Here is a 15834-nt window from a genome sequence, read left to right on the forward strand (position 1 = left end):
CCAGTACTCGGGCGGCGCACGTCACACCTGGACCCGCCGGTCGCCGTCCGGAACCATCAGCAACCCGGCCACCTCGGCGCCGCTCGGCAGTTCCTCGGGGATCACGGTGGTGCGGGCGCGCACGTAGTAAAAGGCGGTGCGCACCGAGGATTCCGGGACGCCGGCCAGCGCCGCCCAGGCCTGGCGGTACACGGCGAGCTGGACGGCGGCCTGCCGCATCGCTTGCGGCCCTCGCGGCGGTTCACCGGTCTTCCAGTCCACCACGGTGGCGCCGCCGTCGGGATCGGCGAAGACGGCGTCGATGCGCCCGCGTACCAGTGTGCCGCCGATCGGCATTTCGAACGGCACCTCGATGGCGACGGGCACCCTTGCGGCCCAGGGTGATTCGGTGAAAGCATCCTGCAGCGCGGTCAGTTCCGCGGCGTCGCCGGCATCGCAATCTGCCGCGCCAGGCAGGTCGCCCAACTCGAACAAACACTCGGCGCCATAAAATCTCTGAACCCATGCGTGAAACGCATTGCCCAGCAACGCATGCGGCTCCGGCCGAGACGGCAACCGGTACGCCAACCGCCGCGCTGTACCGGCCGGATCACGCGCCAGCCCCACCAGGGAGCTGACCGACAACTGGCCCGGCAGGGCGTGGGGCGCCGGCTGCACCGACCGGGCACGCTCGGCCAGCAGTGCATCGACGTCGGCGGCCCAGCCGTCCACATCGACGCCGGTCTCGGTCGTGTCGGCCACCAGCGCCCGCCTCACCAGCGCGGCGCCATGCTCGACGTCGTCGCGCCGCCACCCCAGCGGGTCGGGCGGCCATACCGCTTCGACGACGTTGTCGCGTAGGGGGTTTCGCTCGCCGTCGGCGGGCGCGGGCGCCCAATGTTCCACCGTTCCGCAAGGGTCGCCGGCCGCGGCCGAATCGTCGATGACCGCCTTGATCTCGCAGAGGAAGTCAGACGGCCCGCGCGGCTTGATGCCGGTGGCCCCCCAGTGGTGCCCGGACACCAGCAGGGTGTCCTCGGCCCGCGTGATGGCCACGTACAACAGCCGTCGTTCCTCGTCGATGCGCCGCTGCTCGAGCTGGCGGCGATGCTCGGAGATCTTGTCCGACAGCTGCTTTCGGTTGGTGACGTCGGAGGTGTCCATCACCGGGATGCCCAGGGCACCGGCGGCCGCGCGATCGCCGCGCAACAGCGGCGGCAGCTCGGCGGCGTCGGTGAGCCAGGTGCTCTTCGACGCCGTCGACGGGAAAGTGCCGCCGGATAGGTGAGCCACCGCCACGACCTGCCACTCCAGCCCCTTTGCGGAGTGCACGGTGAGCACCTGGACGCGGTCGCGGGCGACCGTCAACGGCGCCGGCGCCAAACCGTTCTCGACGGTCTCGGCGACGTCCAGGAATGCCAGCAGGCCGGCCACCGAGGTGGCCGCCGATCCGATTGCGGGGTCGGTGCGTTCGGCGTAACCGGCGACGACGTCAGCGAACGTATCCAGGTGCTCGGTGCCGGCCCAGCCGGCACCGACCCCCGCTGCGGCCCGGACTTCGCAGTCGATGCCCAGCACACGCCGCACCTCGGCGACCAGGTCCGGCAGCGGGTGGCCGAGGTGGGCACGCAGGGCACTCAGTTCGGCGGCCAGAGCCGTGATGCGCTGATACCCAGGAGTCGAATATGCCTGCGCCGCACCGGGATCGGCGATCGCGTCGGCCAGGCATACGGTGTCGGCGTCGGGGCCGGCCGCTTTCGCGATCGCCTCGGGCGAGGACGCTTCGGCGGGCGGCGCGGCTCCGCCGAGTGCACGCGCACGCTGCCACAGCGCCGCGAGGTCGCGGGCACCAAGGCGCCAGCGCGACCCGGTCAGCACCCGCATCGCCGCCGCGCCGGCCGTCGGATCGGCGATCAGTCGCAGCATGGCCACCACCTCGGCGACCTCAGGGATGGCCAGCAGCCCGGCCAGCCCGACGACCTCGACGGGGATGCCGCGGGCGCGCAACGCGTCGGCGATGGGCGCGGCGTCGGCGTTGCGGCGCACCAGCACCGCGGCCGTCGGCGGCGCAGCGCCCTCGTCGCGGGCCCGCCGGTACTGCGCGTCGAGATGGTCGGCGATCCACTCCCGCTCGGCCATCACGTCGGGCAGCAATGCGCAGCGCACGGTGCCGGGCGGGGCATCCGGGCGCGGGCGCAGCGCGTGCACGGCCACCGATCGCCGCCGCGCCTGCGCCGAGACCGCGTTGGCCACCCGCAGGGTCGTCGGCGGGTTGCGCCAGCTGGTCCGCAACTCGCACATGGGGGCGGGGGTGCCGTCGGATCGGGGGAAGTCGGTGGTGAACCGCGGCAGGTTGGTGGCCGACGCGCCACGCCAGCCGTAGATCGATTGAATGGGGTCGCCGACGGCGGTGAGCGCCAGCCCGTCGTCGACTCCGCCGCCGAATAGTGCTGAGAGCGCGATGCGTTGGGCGTGACCGGTGTCCTGATACTCGTCGAGGAGTACCACCCGGTAGCGGCTACGCAGCTCCTCGCCGACTTGTGGGAACGCCGCCGCCAGCCTGGCCGCCGAGGCCATCTGCATCCCGAAGTCCATCGCCTTGGCGGCGCGCATGCGGTCGTTGAGCGCGTCGAGCAGTGGCACCAATTCGGCGCGTTCGGTCTGGGTGGCCAGCAACCGCAGCAGCCATTGGCTGGGGCCGCGGTCGCTTTGGTAGGGGCCCGCGGGCAGGGAGTGGATGAGCCGCTCCAGCTCCACGTGGGTGTCGCGCAGCTGGCCGGTGTCCACCAGGTGCTCGGCCAGTTGTCCCCACAGCCGCAGCACCATCGAGGTGACGGCCGCAGGCGTCTTGTCGGTCCGCAGTTCCCCGGGATAGGTGTTCACCACGTCGAAAGCCAGCTGCCACAACTCGGTTTCGCCGAGCAGCCGGGTGTCCGGTTCGACGGGCAGCAACAGCCCGTAGTCGCGCAGTAACGAGCCCGCGAAGGCGTGGTAGGTGCTGACCGTCGGTGCGCCGTCGGTGTCGACGGCCGCATCGCCGCCGGCGCCCGGCGCTCCCAGGCCGATACCGGCCAGCCGGGCCAGCCGGGACCGGACGCGGCGCAGCAGTTGGCCGGCGGCCTTGCGGGTGAAGGTCAAACCGAGCACCTGAGCGGGTGCCGCATAGCCGTTGGCGACCAGCCACACCACCCGCGCGGCCATGGTCTCGGTCTTGCCGGCGCCGGCCCCGGCGATGACCACCAGCGGCCCCGGCGGCGCGGCGATGACGGCGGCCTGCTCGTCGGTGGGCGGGAAAAGCCCCAGCGCGCCGGCCAATTCGGCGGGGCTGTAGCGCGGCGCGGTCACCGCGGGGACCCGTCGGCGTGGGCCGGACAGTTCGGCCGGACGGGGCAGTGCGCGCAGCCGTCGTTGCGCCGCGCGACGAACTGCGGTCCGGACGTCGCGCCGGCCGCACGCGCGATGATCTCGCGCCATTCGTCCCCGGCGGCGGTGGTCAGCGGATCCTGTTCGCGTTCAGCCACTCCCGATGCCCCGGCCTTACCGAGGTACACCAACCGCGCGCCGCCGGGCTCGACGTTGTCGGCACCGTTGCCGAGCAGTCCCTCCGCCACCGCCAGCTGATACACGGCCAGCTGGGCGTGTTGCTGTGCATCGTCCTTGCTGGCCGGGTTCTTGCCCGTTTTGATGTCGACGATCACCAGCCGCCCCGCGGCGTCGCGCTCCAGCCGGTCGACCCGGCCACGCAGTCGCACCTCGCCGCCGTCCCCGGTGCTCAGGGTTCCGTCGATCTCGACCTCGACGCCGACCTCGGTCAGCGCGCCCCGGGTCTGCGCCCGCCACTCGATGAACGCCTCCAGCATGGCGCGGTGTCGGGCCAGCTCGTTATCCGAATGCCATTGCGCCGCAACGGGCAGATGCTCCCAGGCGCGGTCCAGCTCGGCCAGCAGTTCCGATTCGCTGCGGTGCGGCTCGGCGATCAGGGCGTGCACCATCGACCCGATCGCCGAGCGCACGTCGCGCGGGTCGGATCCGCCGTGCCGCTCGGCGAGCCAGCGCAGCGGGCAGTCGCTGAGTGTCTGCATGGTCGAGGGCGTCAAGGTGACCACGTCACCACTGCCGTGCAGCGGTTCGCCGGTGCTGATCGGGGTCAATCCGTGCCATCCGGCCGGGTCGGCGCCGGGTACGCCGGCTTTGGCCAGCCGTGCCAATTGCGTTGCCGCGCAGTCGCGGGCGCGATCGTCCACCGCCCCGTCGGGCGCGCACACCACCCCACGCAGCCGGCCCACCAGCGCGGACGCGGACAACACCCGCGGCGCCGAGACCGGTTCGCTATCGGCGTCGTCGTCGGCCCACTGCGCGATCTCGGTGAAGAAGACCGACGGCAGCGCCGCCTCCAGACCCGCCCCACCGGTCTCGCTGTCGACGGCCGTCACCAGCAGCCGGCGCCGGGCCCGGCCCAGCGCCGCCACCAGCAGCCTGCGCTCCTCGGCCAGCAGCGGAGCCCGCACCGAGGCGTCCGCGCCGACCCCGTCCAGCACGTCCAGCAACCGCTGGGTGGCCAGCACGCCGCCACGCGGAACGGTGTTGGGCCACAAGCCATCCTGCAATCCCGCGATGACCACGAAATCCCATTCGTGCCCCAGCGCGGCGTGCGCGCTGAGCACCCTGACCTGCTCGGCCGCGGTGGCGGGCTCGGTGGCGGCGCTCGGTAGCGCCAGCGAGGCGATGTGCTCGGCCAGACCGCGCAACGACGCACCCGAGGTGCACGCCACATAGTCGTCGGTGACCTCGAACAACGCGGTCACCGACTCGAGGTCCCGGGTGGCCTGCGCCGCGGCGGGGCCGCCGCGCTCGCTCACCGACAGCCAGCGGCGCTGCAGCCCGGACCGGTGCCAGGCGGCCCACAGGGTGAAGCGAGGGTCGGCACCGGCGGCATGCGAGCGCGCTGCCGCGTCCAGCACCGCGCGGACCTTGCGCAGCGCGGCGAATTGCGGCCCCGCAGGCGTCGCGTCAGCGGACAGCGCCTCGGCCAACAGGTCGGCGAAGTCTCCCGGGGGGCGAGAAGGGTTGGCGCGCTGCAGGGTTCGGCGCAGCCGACGCAACGAAACCGGATCGACGCGCCCAATAGGGCCGGTCAGCAACGCCAGCGCCTGCTGCCCGTCGAGCCCGTCCGCCGTCGCCAGCAGCACGCTGAGCAGGGCCCGCGCGGCCGGCTCTTCGGACAGCGGCCCGGGTACCGCGGGTGCCGCCACCGGCACTCCAGCCGCGGCCAGGGCCCGCGGCAATCGCGCGCCGGCCCGCGGCACCGACCGGACGATGACCGCCATCTGCGACCAGGGCACGCCGTCGATCAGGTGCGCACGCCGCAGCGCGTCGGCGATGGTGGCCGCCTCGGCGTGCGCCGACGCGGCCAGACGCACCGTGACGGATCCCTCCCCCGCACCGGCGCCGTCGATCCGCCGGCCGCTGCTGCCGCCGGGTAACCGGCCGGCGATGCCGCTGACCGCGCGCGCCACGGCGGGGGCGCACCGGTGCGACGTCGTCAGCGTCATCGAGGGCGCGTCGCCGCCGAGCAACCCGGCCGGTTCGCCGCCCCGGAAGCCGAACACCGCCTGGTTGGGATCCCCGGCGATCAGCGCCAGCTCGGCGCCCGCCGCGAGCACCCGAACCAGGCGCGCCGCCTGCGGGTCGAGCTGCTGGGCGTCGTCGATCAGCAACACGCGGATCCGGCCGCGTTCGGCCGACAGCAACTCGGGGTCGACCGCAAACGCTTCCAATGCGGCGCCGACCAATTCGGCTGCGCCCAGGGCCGGTCTGGTCGCCTCCGGCGCGGCGGTCCCCACCGCCGCGCGCAGCAGCATCACTTGCTCGTACTGGCGCGCGAATTGGCCGGCCGCGCTCCATTCCGGCCGCCGGCAACGACGGCCGAGCCGCTCGAGCTCTGGGGGATCGACGCCGCGTTCGGCGCAGCGGGCCAACAGGTTTCGAAGCTCGGTCGCGAAGCCGGCGGTGCTCAGCGCGGGCAGCAGCTGGGCGGGCCACGCCGTCGCGGCGCGCGGTCCGTCCTCGAGGTCTCCGGCCAGTAGTTCCCGGATGATGGCGTCCTGCTCGGCGCTGGTGACCAGCCGCGGGGGCGCCTCGCCGGCGCGTTCGGCGGCGCGCCGCAAGACCGCGTACGCGTACCCGTGCACGGTCCGCACCAGCGGCTCGCTGACGGCGGCCCGGCCGCCGGTGGCTCGCGAGCGCAGCAACGCCGTCGTCAACGCGCTGCGCTCGGCCATCCCGATCCGGCCCGAACCGGTAAGCAGCAGAACCGATTCCGGCTGGACACCGGCCTCGATCCGGGCCACCGCGGCGTCGATCAGCAGGCTGCTCTTACCGGTGCCGGGCCCGCCGAGAATTCGCAGCCGTCCACGCGCCCCGGGGTCTAAGACGCTGCTCGCTTCGGCATCCCAGGTGTAGGCCATGACGGCATGACATCACGAGGGTCCGACAGATCCGCTAGCGCACGACGAACGCCGCCTGCACCTACCCTGGAGCGGGAGCGAACGACGTCCGGAAGGAGGGGGTTGAAGACCATGCACGACGACGAACGCGGCTTTCCCATCGACGAGGCGCCGGAGGGCGACGCGGTCGAACAACGCCGGCCCGCGGATTCCGATGACGAGACCGGTCTGGACATCGACTACGTCGCGGCCGGGGACCGGGAGGCCAACGAGGCCGACGTGATCGAGCAGGCCTACATCGTCTCCACCGAGGACGACCGGGATGACGACCGGTGAGGACCGCCCGCCGCTCCCGATAGTGGCGGCTGGCACCATCGACGCGTGACCGCGAAGTTGCATGTGCACCGCTACGGCCCGTCCGGTCCCGCAGAGGTCCTGGCGTTGCATGGATTGACCGGCCACGGCCAGCGCTGGGGTCATCTGTCCGGCTTTCTGCCCGGGATCGGCATCGCCGCACCGGATCTGGTCGGCCACGGCCGGTCGTCGTGGGCCGCGCCGTGGACCATCGACGCCAATGTCGCGGCGTTGGCCGCGCTGCTCGACGAGCAGCCCGACACGCCCGTGGTGATCGTGGGTCACTCGTTCGGTGGCGGGCTGGCGATGCACCTGGCCGCGGCGCGGCCCGACCAGGTGGCGGGGCTGCTGCTGCTCGACCCGGCGGTGGGGCTGGATGGCGGCTGGATGCGCGAGATCGCCGAGGCGATGCTCTCCTCGCCCGACTATCCGGACGCCCGGGAGGCGCGGATGGAGAAGGTGCACGGCTCCTGGTCGGATGTGGAACCTGCCCTGCTCGACGTCGAGATCGACGAGCATCTGGTCACGCTGCCCGGCGGGCGCTACGGCTGGCGGGTCAGCCTGCCGGCGATGATGTCGTACTGGAGCGAGCTGGCCCGCGACGCGGTGCTGCCGCCGGCCAAGACCCCGACCGTTCTGGTGCGGGCCAAGCGGACCACCCCGCCCTATGTCACCGACGAACTGATCGACGGCCTGGCGCAACGGTTGGGATCGGATTTCCGGCTGCTGGATTTCGACTGCAACCACATGGTGCCCTACGCCAAGCCCGACGAAGTCGCCGCGCTGACCCGCGAGCTGTTGGAAGCCCGCTGACCGTGGCGCCGGTGACCGACGAGCAGGTGGAGCGGGTGCGTGCACTGGTCGCCGCGATCCCGTCCGGTCGGGTCGCCACTTACGGCGACATCGCTTCTGTCGCAGGTCTTTCCAGCCCGCGCATCGTCGGGTGGATCATGCGGACGGATTCCTCGGACCTGCCCTGGCACCGGGTGATCACCGCCTCCGGGCGCCCCGCACGCCACCTGACGACCCGGCAGCTGGAGTTGCTGCGCGCCGAAGGCGTGCTGGCGACCGACGGCAGAATCGCGCTGCACGAGGTTCGCTACGAGTTTGCCGACGGAACTTAGTGGCGATCGCCCGCGGGGCGGAGCCGGGCGCTGGGGGTACTCCCCTGCTCCGCGGGGACCCCACCCGCTTGCGGGGGACGGGTCGTCACGCGGCCAGGTCAGAGCACCAGCCGGACCAGCGCCGCGGTGCGGGCCAGGCCGGGGAACGCCTCGGCGGTGGACCGCGGGTGCAGCGCGTGAACCGCGAGGCGAAACATCAACGCCCGCAACAACATCTGCGGCCATTCCGGCAGGGCGTTCCAGCGTTCGATCAGGCCGTCGTCGGCCTCTCCCCAGGACAGCGCGTCGATGACGACCACGCCGGCCGCCCACGAGGCGGGCCGCCAGTACGGGGTGATGTCGGTGATTCCCGGCGCAGCGGTGCCCACGAAAAGCACTGTGCCGTAAAGGTCTCCGTGAACCAGCTGGTTGGGGCTCTTGGTCGGCTTGCGCAGGGTGGCCAGCTGGTGGATCAGCTCCACCGAGCGTTCGGCGTCCGCCGCCGGGGGAGCCACCCTTGCGCCCGGGGGCACCGCGGCCAACGGCCGTTCCTCCCAGGCCGCCCGATCGGCGGCGATGAAGATGTCGACGTCGCCCCACGGCGCGGCCGGCCCCTGGGTCAGAAAGCGGGGGCGGTCCAGTTTGCCCGTCGCCTCGTGCAGGCGTACCGCGGCGGAGACGACCTCGTCGTGGCGGGGCTCCGGCGTCCCGGCCACGAAGGTGTCCGCCCGCCACCCGGAAACGACGTAGCGCCCGTCGGTCGAACGGACCGGCCGGGCCAACCGGACGCCGTCGACGAACAGGGTTTCGCGGACCCGTGCCGACCAGGCCGCGCGCGCGTTGTCGGCCACCAGCGACAGGACCACTTCGCCGCACCGGAAGCCGCCCTCCCAGCTGGCACCCAGATAGACGGGTTTCACACCGGCCAAGCCGAACGCCGACAGCACATGATCCGGCGGTGGCTCGACTGTCACACCGGTACTCTAACGAGTCCAACAGGCGCAATCAGTCAGTACATGATCATGTCGGGTTGCATCTGCTGCGCCCATGCCACGATCCCGCCCTGCAGATGCACCGCATCGGCGAATCCGGCCTCGCGCAGCACCGCCAGCACCTGGGCCGAGCGCACCCCCGTTTTGCAATACAGCACCGGCGGGCGGTCCTGCGGCAGCTTTGCCAAACCCTCGCCGGAATTGATCGACGACTGCGGAATCAGCTGGGCCCCCTCGATGTGAACGATGTCGAACTCCACCGGCTCGCGCACGTCGATCAGGGCCAGCTTCTTGCCGGAATCCAGCCAGTCGCGCAACTCCCGTGGGGTGATGGCCGACGCGTCGTGCGCCGGGGGCTGCGGCGCCACACCGCACAACTGCTCGTAGTCGACGAGCTCGGTGATCTTCGGCCGGGACGCGTCCGACGGATCGCGGCGGATCGCGATGGTGCGGTAGGTCATCTCCAGCGCGTCATAGATCATCAACCGGCCCAGCAGCGAGTCGCCGATCCCGGTGATGAGTTTGATCACTTCGGTGCTCATCACCGAGGCGATGGAGGCGCAGACGATGCCCAGCACACCGCCCTCGGCGCAGGAGGGGACCGACCCGGGCGGCGGGGGCTCGGGATAGAGGTCGCGATAGTTGAGTCCGCGTCCGTCCGGCGCGTCCTCCCAGCACACCGAGACCTGGCCCTCGAAGCGGTAGATCGACCCCCACACGTAGGGCTTCTTCGCCAGCACCGCGGCGTCGTTGACCAGGTACCTGGTGGCGAAGTTGTCGGTGCCGTCCACGATCAGGTCGTAGCAGCCGAACAACTCGACCGCGTTGGTCGAGTCCAGGCGGAACTCGTGCAGCCGCACGTCGACGAGCGGGTTGATGGCGGCGATGGAGTCGCGCGCCGACTGGGCCTTCGACCGCCCGACGTCGGCAACCCCGTGGATGATTTGGCGATGCAGGTTCGACTCGTCGACCACATCGAAATCGACGATGCCGATCGTGCCCACGCCGGCGGCCGCCAGGTAGAGCAACGTCGGCGCGCCCAGCCCGCCCGCACCGATCACCAGGACCCGCGCGTTCTTGAGCCGCTTCTGCCCCTCCGGACCAAGGCCGGGAATGATCAGGTGACGGCTGTAGCGGGCCACCTCGTCGCCAGTCAGGTGAGCTGCGGGCGCCACCAAGGGCGGCAGCGGCGTCGACACTGCGAAACATCTCCTCGTCGGCCTAGTGGAATGCGTCTACCACCATCACAGCAGCCCGCCGAGGCCGCGGCAACGCGCTGAGGCGCGTCAGGCGATCGGGTACGGCCAGGGATTGAACCGGCAGGTCTTCCCGTCGGCCTTGACGACGTCGGGGTCGAACTGGGCGGCGTCGTTGTTCGACGTGGAGAACGTCTGCTGCATCATCACCGGGGCCAGGGCGCCCTGCTGCTCACACGCCTCGTGGTGCAGGTATCCGATGGCGTGGCCGACCTCGTGGTTGATCACGTATTGCCGGTAGGACCCGATGTCCCCTTCGAATGGCACGGCTCCCCGTATCCAGCGGGCCTCGTTGAGGAAGACCCGCGCCTCCCGGTTTGCGCCGAAAACCGGGTTGTAGCAAGAGGTTTCGAGACGGAACTCGTAGCCGCAGCCCTCGCGCACCGTGACAGGCGACACCAAGGAGATCCGAAAGTCGGGTTTGCCGTTGTCGATCCGGATGAACGCGAACTGCGGGTTGTGCGTCCAGCCCTTCGGATTGCCCAGCGTCTGCTCGACCATCTGGGCGAAGGCGTCGTCGCCGCCGAACATCGTCGGGTCGATGCCGTTCTCCACCTCGACGGTGTATCTGAACACCTTTGCGGTGCCCTGGCCGATCTGGGGCGTGGCGCCCGGCACCACGTGCCACGTCTTGTCGCCCGCTTCGGTGAACGGGCCGCCGTCGGGCAGGGTCCCGGCCGGCAGGTTGGCGTCGAACGCGGCGAGCCCGCGCGGCGGCGCGTCGATGATCGTGGTGCCCACCGCTCCGATCGCCGGCGGGCCCTGAATGGGACGGCTGGCGGTCGGCTCGGGCGCGCCGGTGCCGGTCACCGTCTGGTACAGGACCACCGCGGTGAGCACCACCAGCACGGGCAGGGCGTAGGCACGCCATCCATAGGTGGAGACGAACCGCCCCAGCCAGGTTTGTTTACGCCATTGCCGCGGCCGCTCGCGGTCGGCCCGGGCCCGCCCGGCTTCCCGCGCGAGTGGGTCGCGCAGCGCCCGCAGCGGCTCCCGCCACTCGTCGCGTAACACCGGCACGCGACCCGTGCTGCGCGGCGGCCGGGGCGAAGTCATTTCCCCAGGATTACACAGCCGCCGACCGGCGCCGTCCGTGGCGCGCCCGAATCCGCCGTCCGACACCGCTTCTGCCTGCGGCGACGACCGCGATGACGGTCGCATCGACTCCTCGGGTAGTAAGGTACCTTCCACGGGCTGCGAGCGGCTGACCCCGCGTTACCGGGGGCCGGCCGCCGACAATCAGATGAGGAATGGATGAGCGAACTCGCCAAGGTGCCGGCGCGCCGCGCCGTCAGAGCGGCTGACCGCGGTCGGCCGACAGACGGAGCTGCCGTTTCAAACCGGCGAGGCAACAGGTTGCCCCGCGACGAGCGGCGCGGCCAATTGCTCATCGTGGCCAGCGACGTGTTCGTCGACCGCGGCTACCACGCGGCCGGCATGGACGAGATCGCCGACCGCGCCGGAGTCAGCAAACCCGTTTTATATCAACACTTTTCGAGCAAGCTCGAGCTGTACCTGGCGGTGCTGGCGCGCCACGTGCACAATCTGGTCTCGGGTGTTCAAAACGCGCTGAGCACCACCACCGACAACCGGCGCCGACTGCACTCCGCGGTCCAGGCATTCTTCGATTTCATCGAACACGACAGCCAGGGTTACCGGCTGATCTTCGAGAACGACTACGTCACCGAACCCGAAGTGGCCGCCCAGGTTCGCGTGGCCACCGAATCCTGCATCGACGCGGTCTTCGCGTTGATCAGCGAGGATTCCGGGCTGGACCCGCACCGGGCCCGGATGATCGCCGTCGGTCTGGTCGGCATCAGCGTCGACTGCGCCAGGTATTGGCTGGACTCGGACCGCCCGATCTCCAAGGCGGACGCGGTCGACGGCACGGTCCAGTTCGCCTGGGGCGGGCTGTCACACGTGCCGCTCACCCGCTCCTAATCTCACTTGCCGGCGTGTTTGCCGGTTTCGGCGCTGATCCCGAAGCCCACCCGGCGTGCGTCGGCGATGCCGATCTCGACGTAGGCGATTCTGGTGGTGTGAATCAGGAAGCGGCGGCCCCGCTCGTCGCTCAGGCGCAGCAGACCGGAGGCGTCGCTCAGCGCGGCGCTGACCAGTTCTTCGACCTCGGCGGGCGTCTGGGTGCTGGCCAGGACCAGCTCGCGCGGACTATCCGTGATACCGATCTTGACCTCCACGGTCACCCCTTCCATGGGTCTTGCAGCCTTGCGCAGGTGTTGCCGTCCCGGCCCTGTCAGCAGCAGGCTAGTGGACGCGGCTGAACCCCACCTCGCCGCGTCCCCACACTTCGCGGTCAGCGAAACGTTGGTCGCAGCCCGGTAACGATTCGCTTGCAGGTTGTCTCGGCCGCCCGCGCGCTACCCGATCCGTGCTTTCACATGGCTAACTTCGGCAACATGGGTACCACGTGGGCGCACCTTGACGACAGGATCCGGGATTACCCCGCGGACGAGCTCGACGAGCTCGACGACGCCGATCCCTACCTGAACGCCGATTACAACTGGACGGGCTGGCCGGCCGATTCGCGCTGGCGCCCCGCCACGGCGGTGCTGGGCGCGGTGGTCGCCCTGGGCGCCATCGCCACCGCGGTCATCATCAACAGCGGCGACAGCGCGTCCACCAAGGCCACGGTGGGCGCACCGGCTCCCCACCCGGTGACCTCGGCACCCGCGACGACGAAGGCATCCGCGGCACCCAGCGCCGCCCCGCGCCCGACCCAGTTACCGCCCGAGACCGTCACCACGGTGACCACCCCCAGCGCCGCGCCCAGCGCGCCGCCGGCGCTGGCGGCGCCCACTGTCGCGCCCCCGCTCGCGGCGGCACCGCCGTCGGCCGCGCTCAACCCGCGCACCATCGTCTACAGCGTCAATGGAACCAAGCAGCTGCTGGACCTGGTGAACATCGTCTACACCGACGCGCGGGGCGTGCCGCAGACCGAGTTCAACGTGTCGCTGCCGTGGTCGAAGGTGGTGGTGCTGAATCCCGGCGTGGAGACCGAATCCGTCGTCGCGACCAGCTTCTACGGCCGGCTCAACTGCTCGGTATTCAACGCCGCCGGTCAGCGGATCATCGCGTCCAACACCTCGAACATGGCGACCTGCGCCGGCTGAGGCCAAACGGCCGAGCCGCGCTCAGCTCAGGCCAAGTTCGTGCATGCGACGCTCGTGCGTCTGCTGCATCCGGTCGAAGAACGCGTTGAGCTGGCCCAGCCCGCCGGCGCCCGACATCACCAGGTCGACCAGCTCGTCGTGGTCGGCCAGCAGGTACTGGGCCTGAGTGATCGCTTCGCCGAACAACCGGCGTGACCACAGCGCCAGCCGGCTACGTTGCTTGCCGCTGGCCGTCACCGCGGCGCGGACTTCGGCGACGACGAACTGCGAATGCCCGGTCTCCGACAGCGTCGCGCGAACCACGTCGGCGACCTCGGCGGGCAGTCCGTGGGCGATCTCCAGGTAGAGATCGGCCGCCAGGGCGTCGCCCACATACGTCTTGACCAAGGCCTCGAGCCACGTGCTGGGCATGGTCAGCCGGTGGTAGTTCTCGAGCGCCGAGACGTATTTGGACATCGCCGACACCACGTCCACGCCGCGGCTTTCCAGGGCGTCGCGCAGCTGCTCGTAGTGCTGCATCTCGGCGGCGGCCATGCTCGCCATCGATATCCGTCCGCGCAGGTCAGGGGCCATTCGAGCCTCGTCGGTGAGCCGATAGAACGCGGCGATCTCGCCGTAGGCCAGGACTGCGAACAGCTCGTTGACGCCCGGGTGATCGGCCGACAGCCGCGGGGCGGGCGAATCGTCGATGTTCTCGGCGGCCAGATCGGCTTGGGAGGGCTCGCAGGAGGGCCGGGTCATGGCAACACTGTAGTCGGCTGACCTAGCGCAAAATGGGAGCCGGCTGTCGACCAGCTATCATGTAGGTAGATGGCGGCTTTATTCATGCCGTATTTGTTTTTCAAGCCGCTATCGGCGAAATGTGCGTGCACAGCTGGCCCGCCCTAACTGGGCCATCCCAGACTGAGCCAGGGCCGGCGACTCGGCGACGAAATCGGAGTCGGAACTCGTGCGCGCGTGACCGCGACAGAGAAATACCGACACAAACCGATACGTCACCGAGAGGCTACCTACCCACGCATGACCGCACTCACCAGCACAACTGAACTGACCCCCCAACCCACATTTGCGCAACTCGGCGTCCGCGACGAAATCGTGCGCGCGCTCGCCGAAAAGGGGATCGAAACCCCATTCGCCATTCAAGAACTGACCCTGCCGATGGCGCTCGCCGGCGACGACCTGATCGGGCAGGCCCGCACGGGCATGGGCAAGACGTTCGCATTCGGCGTGCCGCTGCTGCAGCGCATCACCGCCGGCACCGCCGCGCGGCCCCTCAACGGCACACCGCGGGCGCTGATCGTCGTGCCCACCCGCGAGCTGTGCCTGCAGGTCACCGATGACCTCACGCTCGCGGCCAAGCACCTGATCGCCGAGGGCGGCCGGCCGCTCTCGGTGGTCCCCATCTACGGCGGACGCCCCTACGAGCCGCAGATCGAGGCGCTGCGCGCCGGCGCCGACGTCGTGGTGGGCACGCCGGGCCGGCTGCTCGACCTGAGCCAGCAGAACCACCTGCAACTGGGCGGGCTGTCGGTGCTGGTGCTCGACGAGGCCGACGAGATGCTCGACCTGGGCTTCCTGCCCGACATCGAACGCATCCTGCGCCAAATCCCGACCGACCGGCAATCCATGCTTTTCTCGGCGACCATGCCGGACCCGATCATCACGCTGGCCCGCACCTTCATGAACCAGCCCACCCACATCCGGGCGGAAGCGCCGCACTCGGCGGCCACCCACGACACCACCGTTCAGTACGTCTACCGGGCCCACGCCCTGGACAAGGTGGAGCTGGTCAGCCGGGTGCTGCAGGCCGAGGGCCGCGGCGCGACGATGATCTTCACCCGCACCAAGCGCACCGCCCAAAAGGTGGCCGACGAGCTGGCCGAGCGCGGCTTCGCGGTGGGCGCGGTGCACGGCGACCTGGGCCAGGCGGCCCGCGAGAAGGCGCTGAAGGCCTTCCGCACCGGCGAGATCGACGTGCTGGTCGCCACCGACGTCGCCGCCCGCGGCATCGACATCGACGACATCACCCATGTCATCAACTACCAGATCCCCGAGGACGAACAGGCCTACGTGCACCGCATCGGCCGTACCGGCCGCGCAGGCAAGACCGGTATCGCGGTCACCCTGGTGGACTGGGACGAGCTACCCCGCTGGTCGCTGATCGACAAGGCGCTGGGGCTGGACTGCCCCGAGCCCGCCGAGACCTACTCCAATTCGCCGCACCTCCACGCCGAGATGGGCATCCCCGCCGAGGCCACCGGCACCGTGGGCGCGGCCCGCAAGCCGCAAGGCCAGCGCCGCGGCGGTGACCGCGACGGCAGGAAGCCGGAGCAGAAGTCGGAGCGGCCCGCGCGCCGCTCCGGCACCCGCCGGCGCACCCGGGGCGGCCAACCCGTCACCGCGCACCCGTCGGGCAACGGGGCCGCCAGCAGCAACGGCGAGGCCACCGCGGACACCGCGACCGCCTCGCCCCCGGGCAACGCGGGCTCCACCCGGCGCCGCCGCCGGCGTCGCAAGCCCGCCGAAGGACAAGCCGCCACCGCGGCCGCGGCCGGCACGCAGAGCAACTAGAG

13 protein-coding genes are annotated in these 15834 nt (G+C 70.9%); 6 read left to right on the forward strand and 7 right to left on the reverse strand.

Features of this window, described 5'->3' with window-relative positions:
* Nucleotides 1–21: 21 nt before the first annotated feature.
* Nucleotides 22–3354, reverse strand: coding sequence for an ATP-dependent helicase (locus tag AC5Y7E_RS22535; protein ID WP_499920720.1), 3333 nt, complete (start codon nt 3352–3354; stop codon nt 22–24).
* On the reverse strand, nt 3321–6446 hold the full coding sequence (locus AC5Y7E_RS22540) for a PD-(D/E)XK nuclease family protein (protein ID WP_499920258.1): 3126 nt from the start codon (nt 6444–6446) through the stop codon (nt 3321–3323). The genes AC5Y7E_RS22535 and AC5Y7E_RS22540 overlap by 34 nt, the downstream gene beginning before the upstream one ends.
* 111 nt (nt 6447–6557) lie before the next feature.
* Between AC5Y7E_RS22540 and AC5Y7E_RS22545 the strand changes: the two genes are divergently transcribed.
* The 3 genes from AC5Y7E_RS22545 to AC5Y7E_RS22555 are packed head-to-tail and all read left to right on the forward strand — an operon-like array spanning nt 6558 to nt 7903.
* Nucleotides 6558–6761 (forward strand): Rv3202a family protein, encoded by a 204-nt coding sequence (locus AC5Y7E_RS22545; RefSeq protein ID WP_499920722.1) that lies wholly within the window; start codon nt 6558–6560, stop codon nt 6759–6761.
* Nucleotides 6762–6806: 45 nt separating this feature from the next.
* On the forward strand, nt 6807–7592 hold the full coding sequence (locus AC5Y7E_RS22550) for an alpha/beta fold hydrolase (RefSeq protein ID WP_499920259.1): 786 nt from the start codon (nt 6807–6809) through the stop codon (nt 7590–7592).
* 2 nt (nt 7593–7594) lie between these two features.
* The gene (locus AC5Y7E_RS22555) at nt 7595–7903 is read left to right on the forward strand and encodes an MGMT family protein (RefSeq protein ID WP_499920260.1); all 309 of its coding nucleotides are present in this window, start codon (nt 7595–7597) and stop codon (nt 7901–7903) included.
* A 98-nt stretch (nt 7904–8001) separates the two neighbouring features.
* On the opposite strand, the gene AC5Y7E_RS22560 is transcribed toward AC5Y7E_RS22555, so the two are convergent.
* The 3 genes from AC5Y7E_RS22560 to AC5Y7E_RS22570 all read right to left on the reverse strand — a co-directional run bounded on the left by AC5Y7E_RS22560 (nt 8002) and on the right by AC5Y7E_RS22570 (nt 11291).
* A complete protein-coding gene (locus AC5Y7E_RS22560; RefSeq protein ID WP_499920261.1) occupies nt 8002–8856 on the reverse strand; it encodes a TIGR02569 family protein in 855 nt (284 codons plus the stop codon).
* Between the two features lie 35 nt (nt 8857–8891).
* Nucleotides 8892–10073, reverse strand: coding sequence for an adenylyltransferase/sulfurtransferase MoeZ (gene moeZ / locus AC5Y7E_RS22565; protein WP_499920262.1), 1182 nt, complete (start codon nt 10071–10073; stop codon nt 8892–8894).
* Between the two features lie 87 nt (nt 10074–10160).
* Nucleotides 10161–11291 (reverse strand): DUF3152 domain-containing protein, encoded by a 1131-nt coding sequence (locus AC5Y7E_RS22570; RefSeq protein WP_499920263.1) that lies wholly within the window; start codon nt 11289–11291, stop codon nt 10161–10163.
* Between the two features lie 93 nt (nt 11292–11384).
* Here AC5Y7E_RS22570 and fasR point away from each other — a divergent pair, with 93 nt between their 5' ends.
* Nucleotides 11385–12071: an HTH-type transcriptional activator FasR gene (gene fasR, locus AC5Y7E_RS22575; RefSeq protein ID WP_499920264.1), complete on the forward strand. Its 687-nt coding sequence runs from the start codon at nt 11385–11387 to the stop codon at nt 12069–12071.
* 2 nt (nt 12072–12073) lie between these two features.
* Here fasR and AC5Y7E_RS22580 read toward each other — a convergent pair whose 3' ends face one another.
* Complete coding sequence (locus AC5Y7E_RS22580) at nt 12074–12328, reverse strand: DUF3107 domain-containing protein (RefSeq protein ID WP_499920725.1); 255 nt, start codon at nt 12326–12328, stop codon at nt 12074–12076.
* A 219-nt stretch (nt 12329–12547) separates the two neighbouring features.
* Between AC5Y7E_RS22580 and AC5Y7E_RS22585 the strand changes: the two genes are divergently transcribed.
* Nucleotides 12548–13261, forward strand: coding sequence for an MmpS family transport accessory protein (locus AC5Y7E_RS22585; RefSeq protein ID WP_499950812.1), 714 nt, complete (start codon nt 12548–12550; stop codon nt 13259–13261).
* A gap of 21 nt (nt 13262–13282) precedes the next feature.
* Here AC5Y7E_RS22585 and AC5Y7E_RS22590 read toward each other — a convergent pair whose 3' ends face one another.
* Nucleotides 13283–14002 carry a ferritin-like fold-containing protein gene (locus AC5Y7E_RS22590; RefSeq protein WP_499920266.1) on the reverse strand — a complete coding sequence of 240 codons (720 nt, stop codon included), beginning with the start codon at nt 14000–14002 and terminating at the stop codon, nt 13283–13285.
* Nucleotides 14003–14281: 279 nt separating this feature from the next.
* On the opposite strand from AC5Y7E_RS22590, the gene AC5Y7E_RS22595 reads away from it, so the two are divergent.
* Nucleotides 14282–15832: a DEAD/DEAH box helicase gene (locus AC5Y7E_RS22595; RefSeq protein ID WP_499920267.1), complete on the forward strand. Its 1551-nt coding sequence runs from the start codon at nt 14282–14284 to the stop codon at nt 15830–15832.
* The last annotated feature ends 2 nt before the right edge of the window (nt 15833–15834 follow it).

It is taken from the genome of Mycobacterium sp. NGS17, from assembly GCF_059813205.1.